This is a genomic window from Laspinema sp. D2d, assembly GCF_025370755.1.
GTDB lineage: Bacteria > Cyanobacteriota > Cyanobacteriia > Cyanobacteriales > Laspinemataceae > Laspinema.
The window spans coordinates 1-15,314 of sequence record NZ_JAMXFC010000030.1; the positions used below are offsets into that span (position 1 = coordinate 1).

Sequence of the window (15,314 nt, forward strand, 5' to 3'; positions counted from 1 at the left end):
CTCTCTCTCCCCCATCCTCCCCATCTTCCCCATCCTCCCCATCCTCCCCATCCTCCCCATCCTCCCCATCTCCCCCACCCCGATCGCCTTTCTTTACAATCACTCCATAGTCTGTTCCTGGGTATCGCTTTGTAGTAGACTACAAACGTTCGAGCATCTAACATCCGAGGGGAAGCAAAGGCCAATTCGCCTCACTCCCTCCTAAGTATTTTTGCTCATCAAAGTAGTAACAATACTCGGCGATCGGTCCTGTTGTTGCCCGAATCTTGATAACGCACAACACTCTCATTGACACAAGAGTAGTAAACCATCTGTTGACACTGTTGGGAGAAGAAATTTAATGCGGGACGCAATCACAAGCCTGATAAAAAACTATGACGTCACAGGTCGCTATCTCGATCGCGACGCCATTGATAACCTGAAGTCCTATTTTCAAACGGGGACTGTCCGGGTACAAGCGGCTGGAATTATTAATGCCAATGCAGCCGAACTGGTGAAACAAGCCGGGCTCCGTTTATTTGCGGATTTACCTGAGTTGATTCGTCCGGGTGGAAATGCTTATACGACCCGTCGCTATGCGGCCTGCCTACGGGATATGGATTATTATCTGCGGTATGCCAGCTATGCCTTAGTTGCAGGAAATACCGACGTTCTTGATGAACGAGTTCTGCAAGGATTGCGGGAAACTTACAATTCTTTAGGCGTTCCGATTGGACCGACTGTCGTTGGGATTCAAATCCTCAAAGAACTGGTCAGAGAAAAGATCACCGAAGCTGGGATTCAACCCGGTGATTGGGTAGATCAACCCTTTGATCATATTAGTCGCGAGTTAAGCGAACGCGACATTTAGTCGTAAGACTTTAAAACCGAATTTTGAATCTCGGGAAGTCCGCATTGGCGGACTTTATATTTTGGGGGGTTAGGGATCTTAATCAATCCTTTAATTTTTCCCTGATGAGCTTGATAAAAAGGTCAATCAGGGAAATCCCCAATCCGGGTGAGTAACCCTCTAGCTGAATTTTATATCCTCACACTGCTGTAAAGATGAGAAATGGAGCGTTTCTACATCTTTTTTTGATTTGAGGTTATGTCCACCGGATTTGAGATGACTGGCTTTTTTTAGAAAGCAGCCAGGTCGCCCCAGACCTGACACCCTTGAAGCAGATTTTTAATCCGCGATCGCTCTAAAAATTGACTGGCGATCGCTTCTACCTTGCCATTGGGATAAACAATATAAATGCTATCTCCACTCAGAACCGCTAAGAGATTTTCTGAGGGTTTTAAGGAATCACGGTCGGTCGCTTGTGAGAAGGCCATACCTGAATTTGCCTAGAACGTCAATATTGGTTCTGAAATTGTTACCTATCTCAATCATCAAGCCATTTCTATATTTCCTAAGTGATCTTACTTAGTCACTTAGGCGATCGAAAACAGTGACAAATAGGATCTCGATCGTTTCTAAAATGGACAATATCTGATATAGACGTAAAAAGTTCCTTGATTGCTGAACTCAAGAGGATTCCCCGACTCCAGAAAATGCCACACCCCTTTGAGGGCATGACTTTCTGGTATAAGGCCCCGATAATCTGGGTTGATTTAAAAAACGGATTTCGTCATGTTATGAAAGCGGCAACTAGGGAATTGGGATTTTAACGAACCGATCTAAAACATTAATAAGTATCGTTTTCCCCAAGTACACTCCAGGGAGTTAGGGTTTCTACCTGGGCTAGTTGGGTTTCCGGGACGGTTTGAACCGCAATCAGGGGAATGAGTCCACAGAGAAAAGAGGTTAAGACAATCAAGGAAACGGTTAGGAATCGATTCGGGCGATCGCCGAGAAAATCATTCCAATGGTGCTGATTTCTTGAATTTTCTGCGGTTATATTGCACTCATTTAGTAATAATTCCAGAGAAGGATGCTCAGTGGAACCTTGCATTTCTCTCGGTTTTACCCAGACGGTGACTTCAGTTTTAGAAATCCCCACGGCGGCAAGTTCTTTTAATTGTTGCAAGGCATCAAAAATTTCGCGATCGCTATAAGGACGGTCTCGATATTCCGATATCCAGGCTTTAAAATCTTGTAAATCTACCTTAACGGAGGATTCTCCGCTTCCTCGGCGCTGAATCCAGCCATACAATAAATTGGCGCAGGGGTTGAGTTTTGCTTCTAACATGAGTGCCTCTCCACTGTAATTTTAACTGCGGATCCAAGCTAATTCCTCGTCTTAATCCAACTCCCTAACCCGATTGAATTAAACCGCGTCTCTCCAGACTTCAGGGATTAAGAGTGGGATGAAGAAGATGGGTGATTTTTCTTGGATTTCTCCTTAATGGTAACATTGGTTACAGTTTCGTCAATAATTTTGTGCATGATTTTTCGTAAAAAAATATGAAGCATTCAGCTTTGACCGCCTCTATAGAGGTTTTGCACAACGAGGACCCTCCCAGGTCCCTCTTTTTAAATGAAAAGTTTGGGAAGGATGTAAAACCTTGAATTGTCATAAAACCTTGACAATTCAAAATTATTAATGATTCATGACTGATAAAAATTTATCTCTCTTGATCCAGTGCCTGAAACCTGATTGACTGACAAAAGAATCAGAGGAGAAGGCTGAAGAGTTTTGAAGTGGCCCCTATATGGAGGGAGGGAGCGATCGCCCTACACCAAATCCGCTAAAATTTTCGCATTATCCTTTAACTGTTGGCTACTGACCCGAGTCTGCCTAAACCCCACCGCCGTTTGACTCGCCCCTAAATTAATACTCGTCACCACTTCCGTAATTTGTTGAATGGCGATATCCTGCTGCTTGATATTAGCGGCAATTTGTTGAGAACTCAACACCACCGTATTAATCGAGGTGAAAACCGTTTCAAATGTTTCCGCTGCTGATTGAATCACCTGCATTAATTGGTCGATTTTTCGAGACCCTTCTACCGTCACCTGCGTTGTTGAATGAATCGAATTTTTGATTTCTTGAACTAATGTATTGATTTGACGAGCCGAGTTTTTACTTTGGTCAGCAAGCTTCCGAATTTCAGCCGCAACCACCCCAAACCCTTTGCCATGCTCTCCCTCGCGAACAGCCTCAATGGCCGCATTTAATGCCAATAACTCTGTTTGCATCGCAATTTCACTCACCAAATTAGAAATCATTCCAATTCGGGCAGTTTGGGTTTCAAGAATTTGAATTTGTTGTGTTATTTTTCCCGCATTGTCTTGTAATATTTTCATTTCCTGGACTGAGGATTCCATAGCATCCTGTCCGGATTCCGTAAGAGCAATAACCTGTTTACCCTGCATTGAAGTTGATTCAGCTTGGCTCGCCATATATTGCGACGATACCGCCAGTTCGCTCACTGTTGCGGTGGTTTGACTCATGGATGCTGCCTGTTGAGTTGCAATAGTTTCCTGCTCCTCAATCGTGCTTGCGAGTTGAGACGACATTGCGGTTAACTCTAGGGAAACTGCTTCGATGGGATGAATAATTTTTTGTTGTGTAAATCGGAAGATTAAAAGAACAATAATTAATAAAATAACTGCTCCCAATACTATCGAAATATTCATCCAATTTTCTGCCTGAGTTGCTCTTTGTTTCCGCACCATGAGCAACGCATTTTCAGTATCCTCCATTTCATTGATTTGAAAGCGAATTTCATCCATAATTTGTTTGCCTTTACCCGAATTAACCAATGCTATAAGCTGTTGATTTTGTCCATTTTGCTTCAAATTAATCGTTTCATCCAGTTCTGCAAACTTATCTGCTATTAACCCATTAATTACCGTGAGCTTTTGAGTTTGCTCTGGGTTATCCTGGATCAATTTTTTTAAGTCTTGGAATACCCTCATTTCTTGTCGTAGACTTTGATTGTAGGGTTCTAAAAAGTCTTGATTTCCAGTAAATATAAATCCCCGTTGACCTGTTTCCGCATCGATTACCACTTTTTCGAGCAATCGAATATTTGACTTAACTTCATTCGTATGATTCACCCAATTCATGGTTTCTACTAAACTCCTATTTGTTGTGTAGGCAATAGCACTGACAACAATATTGAGCAGAGCAATTGTTCCTAAGCCAAGGGAGAGGATTTTCCCTAGCTTCCATTGTTGTTTTTGAACTTTCATGTTGTTTGGGTTCACTGCTTTGGATTTATAAGTAAAGACGTGAAAAAATCGCTACGAAGTAAAGATAGGTTAAGAAGACGAACAACAATTAAACTTAAACCGTTTGGCTGTATAGTAGACCTCTTGCAAAAAAAAGATTGATCCCCCCAAACCCCCTGAGATCCCCCTCCCGTCCCCCTTGGAACCCCCTCCCGTCCCCCTTAAGAAGGGGGAAGCCAGAGGAATAAATGTTTATTTAACGGGGGAAGCCAGAGGAATGAATGTTTATTTATCGGGGGGCTTTAAAGAATTTTACAAGAGGTATAGTTTCCCGGTGTAATTCTGGCTTCTACACCTGCCATAACCTCATAAGCTAGGTTTAGTTCAGCTTCTAACATCCGTCCGGCCAATTCATCCCGTTTCAAATGCTGCTACTTTACTTCAATTTCTTTCAGTTCTGAGCGGTATTTAGAGAGTAAGAACACCTACCATCCTGAGAGTTCCCGTGAAGGTATTTGCTCTGAACTTGTAAACTTTTATGAATCGATCGGTGAGCTGGCACTATTACTCGAATTTGGCCCGTTTTTGCTAACTCGACGGAGGCTTCATCTGCCTCTATCTCCATCATAATTAATAATAAGACTCACGGGTAAAACTTCCAATTGCCAGACCCTAAATGATTGGAGCTTAAGGAGGGTCTGTGATTGACTGATAAAAGAAGGTGAGGGGTCGTGCCTTGCCCTTGAATTGGCGAGTTTTGGCTCATCTGAGTGCGTCGGTCTAATCAGAAGCCTATCAAAAGCTGCTGCAAGATGCATCGCAACGGCTTCGCGATCGCGTCAAGGTGGTTCTCCTGGCTGACCCAAGCATTGTCCATAGGGATACGATGAGACGGGTGCGAACATTAGGCTGGCATATCCCATCGGGTTCAAGAGTAAAGATAAAGAATTTAAAACGCTTCATCTCATCTTTAAAAAGAGGGAAACTTGAGGAATTTATGAAGTATTCAAGGGTGACGGGGTTGGCTGGATCGGAGCCATTTTTTCCGAGCGATCGCCTAAATTTTGGCCCAAAAAACGGTAAAATCAGGTATTCCAAATCCGTCGGCACTCCTGAAATCCCGTGGCTAAACAACGACTCGACACCTTGTTAGTAGAAAGAAACCTCTGTTCCTCTAGGCAGCAGGCACAACGGTTTATTCGCGCTGGGGAAGTCCGGGTAAATGGGCAACTGCTGGATAAACCGGGGACTGAAGTGGATATCAATGCGGAACTTCAGGTCAAAGAGCGATCGCGCTTTGTTTCCCGAGGTGGCGAAAAACTCGCAAAAGCCCTAGAAACCTTTCCCATTCCCGTGAGCGATCGCCTCTGTCTCGATGGCGGTATTTCTACTGGAGGCTTTACGGACTGTTTGCTGCAAGCGGGAGCTAAACTCGTCTATGGTATTGATGTGGGCTATGGTCAAGTAGATTGGGGACTGCGTAACGACCCCCGGGTAATTCTGCGCGAACGGACTAATTTGCGGTACTTGACGAAAACCGATTTGTATGAGTCTGAAGAGAATCTGCCAAATTTGGGGGTGGTGGATGTCTCGTTTATTTCTCTGAGTAAGATATTACCGGCCTTATGGGAATTGCTGGTGCCTCCTAGAGAATTAGTCTTGTTGGTCAAACCTCAGTTTGAAGTCGGGCGATCGCGGGTCGGGAAAAAAGGTGTAGTGCGGGATCCAGCGGACCATACCGATGCGATTTTTCAAGTCTTGCAAGCGGCACTGGACCTCGGTTGGGGGTATGGCGGGTTAACTTGGTCCCCCATCAGTGGTCCAGCGGGAAATATTGAGTATTTACTGTGGTTAAAGATGGCAAGCGATACCCCTGCGCCGGATCAAGCGGCGATCGCGCTGATGGCAAAACAGGCACAACAAGAGATTAAGAACAAAGAGACATCGCCCCTCTAAGAGAAATTCTCGGGGATCCGGTGCAGAAAATTACCCCTAGGGGATAGATCCCCGAAACAAGCCCTGAGTCTCAACTGCATCCAGGCATTGAGTGAGCCAGCCTTCGTGAAGTGTCCCCACAATTAGAGCCGATCAAAGTATTAAACTCCTCGGAGTGCCTGTTCATTCTGATATAGCATGAGTTTAGAGACGCTGGCTGCGCCAAAGATTTGAAAGCCCCAAGCTTGATGGTATTCTGGCGAGTTGAGGTCACCTTAATATTAAGATTGAAATCATAAGGTACGAGCATGGCATCCATCCGCGAGTTACACAAACAACTAATCCGAAAAGAACGCTCGGCGGTAGAAATTACCCAAGAAGCCCTAGAGCGGATCGATAAGTTAGAACCCAAACTACATAGCTTCTTACTCGTGACACCCGATCGCGCCTTGGAACAAGCGAAACGGGTGGATGCCAAAATCGCTGCCGGTGAAGAAATCGGTATGCTCGCAGGCATTCCTATCGCGATTAAAGACAATATGTGCACCGAGGGAGTCCGCACCACTTGCGGATCCCGAATGCTGGAAAACTATGTGCCGCCCTACGAATCCACGGTGACTGAGCGTTTAATTAAGGCAGGGGCGGTAATGGTGGGTAAAACCAACATGGACGAGTTTGCAATGGGCAGTTCCACGGAAAACTCAGCCTTTCAGCTCACCGCGAACCCTTGGGACCTGAGCCGGATTCCTGGGGGGTCTTCCGGAGGGTCAGCGGCTGCTGTCTCCTCGGGAGAATGTATTGTAGCCCTCGGTTCGGATACTGGGGGTTCCATTCGCCAACCCGCATCGTTTTGTGGTGTGGTGGGGATGAAACCGACTTACGGATTAGTGTCCCGGTATGGATTAGTCGCTTATGCCTCTTCCTTGGACCAAATTGGACCCTTTGGACGCACGGTAGAAGATGCGGCAATTTTGCTCAAGCACATTGCAGGCTATGATCCCAAGGATTCTACGAGTCTGAATGTCACGATCCCAGACTATATGAAATTCGTGAAGCCCAATTTAAAGCCAAAGGGTCAGCGACGGATTGGGATCATTAAGGAAACCTTTGGGGATGGGTTAGATGCGGGAGTGGAAAAAGCCGTCACCAAGGCGATCGAGGTGTTGCAAGAGTTAGGGGCAGAAATTCAGGTGGTATCTTGCCCCCGGTTCCGTTATGGGTTGCCGACTTACTACATTATTGCGCCTTCGGAAGCTTCGGCGAACCTTGCCCGTTACGATGGGGTGAAATATGGGTTCCGTGCCGAGGATAGTGAAAGTTTGATTGAGATGTATGGTAAGACGCGGGCTCAGGGATTTGGGGCGGAGGTAAAACGCCGGATTGCGATCGGGACTTATGCGCTATCAGCGGGCTATTATGATGCCTATTATCTCAAGGCGCAAAAAGTTCGGACCTTAATTAAGGAAGATTTTGAACGAGCCTTCGCCCAGGTGGATATTTTAGTTTGTCCTACGGCTCCTTCGACAGCCTTTAAAGCTGGGGAAAAGACGGCTGATCCATTGAGTATGTATTTGTCCGATTTGATGACTATTCCGGTCAATTTAGGGGGGTTACCCGCTCTGAGTATTCCCTGTGGTTTTGATGACCAAGGATTGCCCATTGGAATGCAAATGATTGCCAATGTATTGCGGGAAGATTTACTGTTTGAAGTCGCCTATGCGTACGAACAGGCAACAGAATGGCATAACCGGAAACCGCAAATTTAGAACAGTGATGGGGGGATTGTCCAAGGGAACTGAGACTGTCCTAATTTTGGCCGAAAACAAATCTCTAACATTGCAATTGGCATGAGTGGAATGGGACTGCCGACTTCTTTGAAAGGACCTGTTTTGATTGCAGGGATTTTAGCGATCGCCTACTTTGGGGCTTGTTTGTTTCTCTATTTGCGGCAAAATCGGTTTATCTTTTTTCCCGCACCTGTTATAGAAACAACGCCAGCGGAACTCGAACTCAAGTATGAAGAAGTTTGGATTCCGGTGAGTCAGAAAAGTGGCAAGGTAGAACGGATTCATGCTTGGTGGATTCCGTCAGAAACTTCAAGCGATCGCGTCTTGTTGTACCTGCATGGGAATGGGGTAAATATTGGGGCAAATGTCAATCATGCTGCCCGGTTTCATCAGCTAGGATTCTCCGTGTTGTTAATTGATTACCGGGGGTATGGACTCTCGGAAGGGTCATTTCCCACGGAGAATACTGTATTTGTAGATGCGCAAACCGCTTGGAACTATTTAATACAGGACCGGGGGATATCGCCGGAACAGATTTTCTTGTATGGACATTCTCTCGGGGGGGCGATCGCGGTGGACTTGGCAAGTCGTCAACCCGATGCCGCTGGAGTCATCGTGCAAAGTTCGTTTACCACTATGCGAGAAATGGTGGATTATCGCTTCCATTTTTGGATGTTTCCCATTGATTTATTGTTAACCCATCACTTTAATTCTCGCGCTAAAATGAGCGAATTACAGGTTCCAGTTTTGTTCATTCATGGGATGGCTGATCCACAAATTCCCAGTGAAATGAGCGAACAGCTTTATCAAATTGCACCGGAACCGAAACGCATCTTTTTAGTACCCGATGCCGGACATAATAATGTGGCATCGATTGCCGGTGAGTCTTATTTTCAAGTGGTGAGAGACTTTATTACCCTGGCTGAAAGGTCCCGCAGTGCAGAGATTTCCCGCAATGAAATCCAATCTTTTCGATAACGGGGTTCAATCCTTCCGAGCAGTCTATCGAGTCAAATCGGACCCCTTGAAGGGTGCAGCGACGTAAATCAAGCCCGCCTGTGCGGGCTTCCCTTAAAATAGGGGTTTGACCATCGGATTCAGTTTAATTTTCAATCCTTCATAAAAACGTTAAAATAAGACTAACTCCGGAATAAATTTCACAGATCTCAATATCAATACTCTACTCATTTCATCATTAAACTGCAATTAAACGTAGCGTTATGTCATTTGTTGGTCTACATATTCACACCGATTATAGTCTGCTCGATGGTGCTAGTCAGATTCCGCAACTGATTGACAAGGCGATCGAGTTGGGAATGCCTGCGATCGCCCTGACGGATCACGGGGTCATGTATGGGGCGATCGAACTGATTAAAGTCTGCCGAGGCAAAGGAATTAAACCGATTATCGGCAATGAAATGTATGTCATTAATGAACCCTTAGACACCAAAGCCCGTTGCCGTCGCTATCATCAAGTTGTTTTAGCTAAAAATACCCAAGGCTATAAAAATTTAGTCAAATTAACCACAATTTCTAGTCTGGAGGGGATTCACGGCAAAGGAATTTTTGCCCGTCCTTGTATTAATAAAGAACTGTTAGAACAATATCACGAAGGGTTAATCGTTACCAGTGCTTGTTTAGGGGGAGAAATTCCCCAAGCCATTTTACAAAATAAACTGGATGTCGCTCGAAAAGTAGCAAAATGGTATAAGAAACTCTTTGGGGATGATTATTATTTAGAACTGCAAGATCATGGGTCTCAGGAAGACCGGATCGTGAATGTGGAGATCGTAAAAATTGCCCGAGAACTGAATATTAAACTAATTGCTACTAACGATTCCCATTTTATCTCCTGTTATGATGTAGAAGCTCATGATGCGCTGTTGTGCATTCAAACCGGCAAGCTGATTAGTGAAGATAAGCGGATGCGCTATAGCGGAACGGAGTATATGAAATCCGCCGAAGAGATGGCGTTATTGTTTAGAGATCATTTGTCGGATGAAGTCATTCAAGAGGCGATCGCCAATACCCTAGAAGTTGCCCAGAAAGTCGAAACGTATCATATTCTAGGTGAACCTCGGATTCCTGATTTCCAATGTCCTCCGGGAGAAACTCCCAACACCTATGTGGAATGGATTGCCAAAGAAGGACTGAAGGAACGCTTTAAGTGTAGAAGCTACGAAGAAATTCCCCAAGTCTATCGCGATCGCCTGGTTTATGAAGTAAAAATGCTGCAAGAAATGGGGTTTGCAGCGTACTTTTTGGTAGTGTGGGATTACATCAAATATGCACGCGATCGGGGCATTCCTGTCGGTCCCGGAAGAGGTTCTGCCGCTGGTTCTCTCGTCGCCTATGCCATGCAAATTACCAATATTGATCCGGTACATCATGGACTCCTGTTTGAGCGCTTCTTGAACCCAGAACGGAAGTCTATGCCGGATATTGATACAGATTTTTGTATCTCTCGCCGAGATGAAGTGATTCAATATGTTACCGAAAAATATGGGAAAGAACGGGTTGCCCAAATCATCACCTTTAACCGCCTGACTTCTAAAGCCGTGTTAAAAGATGTCGCCCGGGTGTTAGGAATTCCCTACAAAAAATCCGATGAAATGGCAAAATTAATTCCCGTCGCCCGGGGGAAACCAGAAAAATTATATGTGATGATTTCCGATAAATCTCCTGCCCCGGAATTTCGAGAAGCCTACGTTAAAAATGAAGAAATTACCCGAGAAGATGGGACAGTCGTCAAATTCCAACAATGGTTGGATATGGCAATTAGAATCGAAGGAACCAACAAAAGTTCTGGGGTTCATGCTGCCGGAGTCGTGATTTCTGCTGACCCCTTAGATGAAATTGTTCCCCTGCAAAAGAATAACGACGGTGCCACCATTACCCAGTATCCGATGGAGGATTTAGAATCCCTGGGGTTATTAAAAATGGACTTTTTAGGGTTAAAGAATTTAACCATGATTCAGAAAACCCTTGACTATATCAAAGAAACAAAAAATCTTGATTTTGACCCCTATCAGTTTCCCGCTGAAGAACGACGAGCACAAGAAGTTAGAGGCAGAGGCACTAAAAAATTTCCCAAAGATATTGAAAATACCTACAAGATTTTAGAACGAGGGGACCTTGAAGGAGTATTTCAATTAGAATCCTCGGGGATGAAACAAATTGTCCAAGATTTAAAACCCTCTTGTATTGAAGATATTTCTTCCATTTTAGCCCTCTATCGTCCCGGTCCTTTAGATGCGGGTCTAATTCCTAAATTTATCGATCGCAAACATGGACGCGAAGAAATTGCCTATGAACATCCTCTTTTAGAAGGCATTCTTCAAGAAACTTATGCAGTCATGGTCTATCAAGAGCAGATCATGAAAATAGCCCAAGATTTAGGAGGATATTCCTTGGGTCAAGCGGATTTATTACGCCGTGCAATGGGTAAAAAGAAACCCGAAGAAATGAATAAACATCGGGAACTTTTTCTGGATGGGGCAACTAAAAATGGAGTCTCTAAATCCATTGCAGAAAACTTGTTTAATCAAATGCTTTTGTTCGCCGAATATTGCTTTAATAAATCCCATTCCACTGCTTACGGTTATGTAACCTATCAAACGGCTTATTTGAAGGCGAATTATCCCGTCGAATATATGGCGGCTTTGCTGACTTCAAATAGTGGGGACCAGGATAAAGTTCAGAAATATATCGCCAACTGTCAAGAGTTAAATATCACCGTTCAAGGACCAGATATTAATCGGTCTGGGGTGGATTTTACCCCGGTGGAAGCAACTGAAGAAAAGAAAACGATTCTGTTTGGATTGTCGGCGATTAAAAATATTGGCGACAATGCGATTCAGTGCATTTTGGCGGAACGTGAGGCGAAGGGGCCGTTTCACTCTTTGGCAGATTTGTGCGATCGCATTAATCTACATACGGTCAACAGTCGCGCCTTAGAAGCCCTGATTAAGTGTGGGGCGTTGGATGGTCTGAATCCCAACCGCAAACAAGCGATCGAATATATGCCGCTGGCGATTAAATGGGCGCAGGACCGGGCCAAGGAACAAGAAACCGGCCAGCTTAATTTATTTGACCAACTGGCAGTAATGACCGAGACATCGACGTTTGAATCGGCCCCAGTCCCTCCCAATGTTGCTGATTTTCCCGTGGAAGAAAAGCTGCAATTTGAGAAAGAATTGCTGGGATTTTATGTATCTGAACATCCCTTAAAAAATGCGGGCAGAATTGCCGAACATTTGGGAATTACGGTGGTGAGTTTGGGGAAACTAGATGAACAGAAATCACGTACTAAAATTAGTGTGCTGGTGGTATTGACGGAAGTTAAACAGATTCTCACCAAAAAAGACGAACGCCGCATGGCCTTTTTGCAAATGGAAGATATTGAAGGGAAGGCAGAAGCGGTGGTATTTCCCGATACTTATGAACAAGTCCACGAGTTGCTCATTCCCGATACACCCATACTGATTGAGGGGAAAGTCGATCGCCGGGACGATCGCACTCAGTTGATTGTCGAAGATGCCAAAGTCTTGAAATTGGATGAGTTAAACCCACTGCCGGAGGCGATCGCACCGACGAGGATAACGGAGATGATTTTGCTAGAACTGACGACCGATCGCATCAATACGCCAGAAGTGCTCGATCGCCTGAAAGTGATTCTTGAAGAACATTCCGCAGACAAAACTCAAGCAACAGTTCCAACCGTTGCCATCATCGTTAAATCCGGCGATCGCCATCGCGCCGCTGCCATTTGCGGACCCAATTTCTGGGTTCAGGATTGTCATAATGTGGTCACCGCCCTCAATTCTGCTGGATTCCCGGCGGTAGTCTATTCTCTCCCTCCCTTAAATGGGATGGGGAATCTACCCCCATTCCCGGACCGAATTCCCTTTGAACACCTTACTGTTCCCTATCTCAACTCAATTCGGTCCATTTTGCAAAACTTGGAAGAAGGAGAAGCATAAGAACTTATGGGGATAACAACCTCAGTCATTACGACAAACTGCCCAATTTCTCCCCCATCCTCCCCATCCTTACAAAAGTCGATTTTTTACTTCCGGTCCCCTCCCCTTACCAAGGGGAGGGTTAGGGTGGGGTGCTCATTGACGGGCGATCGCGTGTCAATTGAGGAATGAGTAGGTGGAAACTTCTCGTACAGGCGCGATCGCGCGTCACGAACAAAGAGGTTTCTCCAGCCTCCATACAGGTCCTTAAACCCTTAAGAGTGCGTGACGTGGCTTACCCCACGTCACCAGGACCCCACCCTAACCCTCCCCTTGCTAAGGGGAGGGGACCGGAGGTGCCGTTAAGCGTAAAAAACCTACTCTTGTAAGTCCTCCCCATCCTCCCCATCCTCCCCATCTCCCCCATCCTCCCCATCTCCCCCATCCTCCCCATCTCCCCCATCTCCCCCATCCTCCCCATCTCCCTCACGGTGCCCGCCATAACTTAACCGTCTCATCCCCTGCGGCAGTGGCGAGGGTTTTGCTATCGGGACTGAATGCCACGGCAAAGACGCGATCGCTATGATCGGTCAGAGTACAAATTGGTTTGCGCTTGCGGACATCCCAGAGGATAACGGTTTGATCTCGGCTACCACTGGCGAGTAATTTGCCATCGGGACTAAAGGCGAGAGTATTCACCCGTTCTGAATGTCCCGCCAAGCGAGTAATTTGCTCACCCCGACCGACATCCCACAAGACGAGAGTGCCATCAAAATTGCCACTGACGATGGTTTTGCCATCTGGACTGAAAGCCACGGCATTGACGAGGCCAGAATCGCCGTACAGGGTAAAAAATTGCTTGCCAGTGTGGACATTCCACAGCATCAGGGTGGTGTCGCGACTGCCGGAGGCGAGGGTAATGCCATCGGGACTAAAGGCGAGGGAATAGACCCAGCTTGAGTGGCCCCTGAGTTTGCGAAAGGCTTTGCCGGTGTAGGGATTCCAGAGAATGATTTTCCGGTCCCAACTGCCGGAAGCCAACATGGTCCCATCGGGACTGAAGGCTAAAGCATCCACTAATTCAGAATGGCCGGAAAACCATCCTCCCAGGTTGCGAATGCGTTCCCCGGTTTCAGCATTCCACAGAATAATGCTTTTATCTCGGCTGCTACTGGCTAATAGGGGAGATACGGGACTAAAGGTAACCGAGAGGACTAAATCGGAATGACCCTCTAGGGTGCGCAGGCGATCGCCAGTGATGGGATTCCAGAGAATGACCGATTGATCAGCGCTACCACTGGCTAAGGTACTACCATCGGGACTAAAGGCGATCGCCCAGACCCAACCTTGATGACCTTTGAGGGTCCGAATGCATCTCCAGGCATTGGGATTTACCAGGGATGGGGTTGCCGGTGGGGTGGCGGTGGGGAGAGTGGGTGGTAAAGTTTGGTCTTCTACTGAATTCAAAAAGGTTGGTCGTCGAGAAGGGACGTCTTCCAGAACGTCTGAGACAGACTGATACCGTTCATTCACGCGGTCCTGTAACAGTTTGTCTAAGATTTGCGTTAAACCGTCACTCACATCAGTCCCCATTTTCCAGAGGCGTTCTCTCCAGATCCATCTTCCCTCCAAGGGGTCGTACAAATCGTCCACCCATTCTCCGGTTAACAGTTGAATGCAGGTGACCCCGAGACTGTAGAGATCGCTGGCGGGATAGGCGAGACCTCCCCGGATCTGTTCTGGAGGCGCATATCCTTCCGTTCCAATGGTGCTCCCGGTTCGGGCAAGTCCCAGACTGGCTAAATGTTTAGAAATGCCTAGATTCGTCAGGACTAATTCCCCGTTATGGCGGCGGCGAATATTATCGGGTTTGATATCTCGGTGAATAATATTGCCATCGTGAATAATTTTAAACACGGGTAATAGGTGATCCAGGAGTTCCCAAATTTGGGGTTCTCGGAATGGACCCTGTTGTTCCATCTCTTCCAGCAAACTTTGGCCGTCGATAAACTCGATCGCCATGTAGAGGCGTTTGTCTTGCTCAAAATAATCCAGTAACTTGGCAATCTGCCGGTGATCGGCCATTGCCTGCCGACGTTGAGCATCGTGCTCGAAGACTTCAATCGCTTTTTCCAGGGTACTACTGTTGTTTGCGGAGGCTTCAAAGCCAGTTTCGACCGGCAGTAGTTGCTTGATAATGCAGTAATTGTCTTGATTCTGTTGATCCACCGCCAAAAAAGTTCGTTCCATACCCCCTTCTCCGAGAAGTTGGATGGTACGATAGCGCTCTTTCAGCAGGAAATTTGCTCCACAACTTAGACAAGCTGGGATATTCGTTGGGTTTTGGGGATTTTGGCAAGCGGGATTCACGCAATATGTCATACCAGCAAACACTCAGAAGTGGTTATATAATAATCAGTCTTTACCAGAAGTTTGGGTCGGCGGGGTTACAAAACGGGTCAATTTAGGCTGATGTTTCAGAATTATTGGTATTGCAGACTACCAATAGTAGAGAATTGAATCGGCTTT

At 46.0% G+C, this 15,314-nt stretch carries 9 protein-coding genes; 5 read left to right on the plus strand and 4 right to left on the minus strand.

Translation table 11 applies throughout. From position 1 onward, the window contains the following. The first annotated feature begins 340 nt into the window (after positions 1–340). Positions 341–850, plus strand: a complete 510-nt coding sequence (gene apcB / locus NG796_RS18640) for an allophycocyanin subunit beta (RefSeq protein WP_261208390.1) — start codon at positions 341–343, stop codon at positions 848–850. 269 nt (positions 851–1,119) lie between these two features. On the opposite strand, the gene NG796_RS18645 is transcribed toward apcB, so the two are convergent. From NG796_RS18645 to NG796_RS18655, 3 genes are all read right to left on the minus strand, one after another. Further along, positions 1,120–1,317 (minus strand): hypothetical protein, encoded by a 198-nt coding sequence (locus NG796_RS18645; RefSeq protein ID WP_261208391.1) that lies wholly within the window; start codon positions 1,315–1,317, stop codon positions 1,120–1,122. Positions 1,318–1,670: 353 nt separating this feature from the next. Continuing rightward, positions 1,671–2,174, minus strand: a complete 504-nt coding sequence (locus tag NG796_RS18650) for a hypothetical protein (protein WP_261208392.1) — start codon at positions 2,172–2,174, stop codon at positions 1,671–1,673. 485 nt (positions 2,175–2,659) lie between these two features. After that, positions 2,660–4,123: a CHASE3 domain-containing protein gene (locus NG796_RS18655; protein ID WP_261208393.1), complete on the minus strand. Its 1,464-nt coding sequence runs from the start codon at positions 4,121–4,123 to the stop codon at positions 2,660–2,662. A gap of 1,101 nt (positions 4,124–5,224) precedes the next feature. Between NG796_RS18655 and NG796_RS18660 the strand changes: the two genes are divergently transcribed. The 4 genes from NG796_RS18660 (at position 5,225) to NG796_RS18675 (ending at position 12,806) form a co-directional block, all read left to right on the plus strand. Continuing rightward, positions 5,225–6,058 (plus strand): TlyA family RNA methyltransferase, encoded by an 834-nt coding sequence (locus tag NG796_RS18660; protein WP_261208394.1) that lies wholly within the window; start codon positions 5,225–5,227, stop codon positions 6,056–6,058. 287 nt (positions 6,059–6,345) lie between these two features. Continuing rightward, positions 6,346–7,803: an Asp-tRNA(Asn)/Glu-tRNA(Gln) amidotransferase subunit GatA gene (gene gatA / locus NG796_RS18665; RefSeq protein WP_261208396.1), complete on the plus strand. Its 1,458-nt coding sequence runs from the start codon at positions 6,346–6,348 to the stop codon at positions 7,801–7,803. A gap of 81 nt (positions 7,804–7,884) precedes the next feature. Continuing rightward, a complete protein-coding gene (locus NG796_RS18670) occupies positions 7,885–8,802 on the plus strand; it encodes an alpha/beta hydrolase (protein WP_261208397.1) in 918 nt (305 codons plus the stop codon). 242 nt (positions 8,803–9,044) lie between these two features. Then, positions 9,045–12,806, plus strand: coding sequence for a DNA polymerase III subunit alpha (locus NG796_RS18675; RefSeq protein WP_261208398.1), 3,762 nt, complete (start codon positions 9,045–9,047; stop codon positions 12,804–12,806). Between the two features lie 465 nt (positions 12,807–13,271). Here the strand turns inward: NG796_RS18675 and NG796_RS18680 are convergent, their stop codons facing one another. After that, a complete protein-coding gene (locus NG796_RS18680; protein WP_261208399.1) occupies positions 13,272–15,167 on the minus strand; it encodes a serine/threonine-protein kinase in 1,896 nt (631 codons plus the stop codon). Positions 15,168–15,314: the final 147 nt, after the last annotated feature.

Coding starts and splice junctions, on each gene's coding strand:
- apcB (WP_261208390.1), top strand. CDS start 341: ATGCGGGACGCAATCACAAGCCTGATAAAAAACTATGACGTCACAGGT.
- NG796_RS18645 (WP_261208391.1), bottom strand. CDS start 1,317: ATGGCCTTCTCACAAGCGACCGACCGTGATTCCTTAAAACCCTCAGAA.
- NG796_RS18650 (WP_261208392.1), bottom strand. CDS start 2,174: ATGTTAGAAGCAAAACTCAACCCCTGCGCCAATTTATTGTATGGCTGG.
- NG796_RS18655 (WP_261208393.1), bottom strand. CDS start 4,123: ATGAAAGTTCAAAAACAACAATGGAAGCTAGGGAAAATCCTCTCCCTT.
- gatA (WP_261208396.1), top strand. CDS start 6,346: ATGGCATCCATCCGCGAGTTACACAAACAACTAATCCGAAAAGAACGC.
- NG796_RS18670 (WP_261208397.1), top strand. CDS start 7,885: ATGAGTGGAATGGGACTGCCGACTTCTTTGAAAGGACCTGTTTTGATT.
- NG796_RS18675 (WP_261208398.1), top strand. CDS start 9,045: ATGTCATTTGTTGGTCTACATATTCACACCGATTATAGTCTGCTCGAT.
- NG796_RS18680 (WP_261208399.1), bottom strand. CDS start 15,167: ATGACATATTGCGTGAATCCCGCTTGCCAAAATCCCCAAAACCCAACG.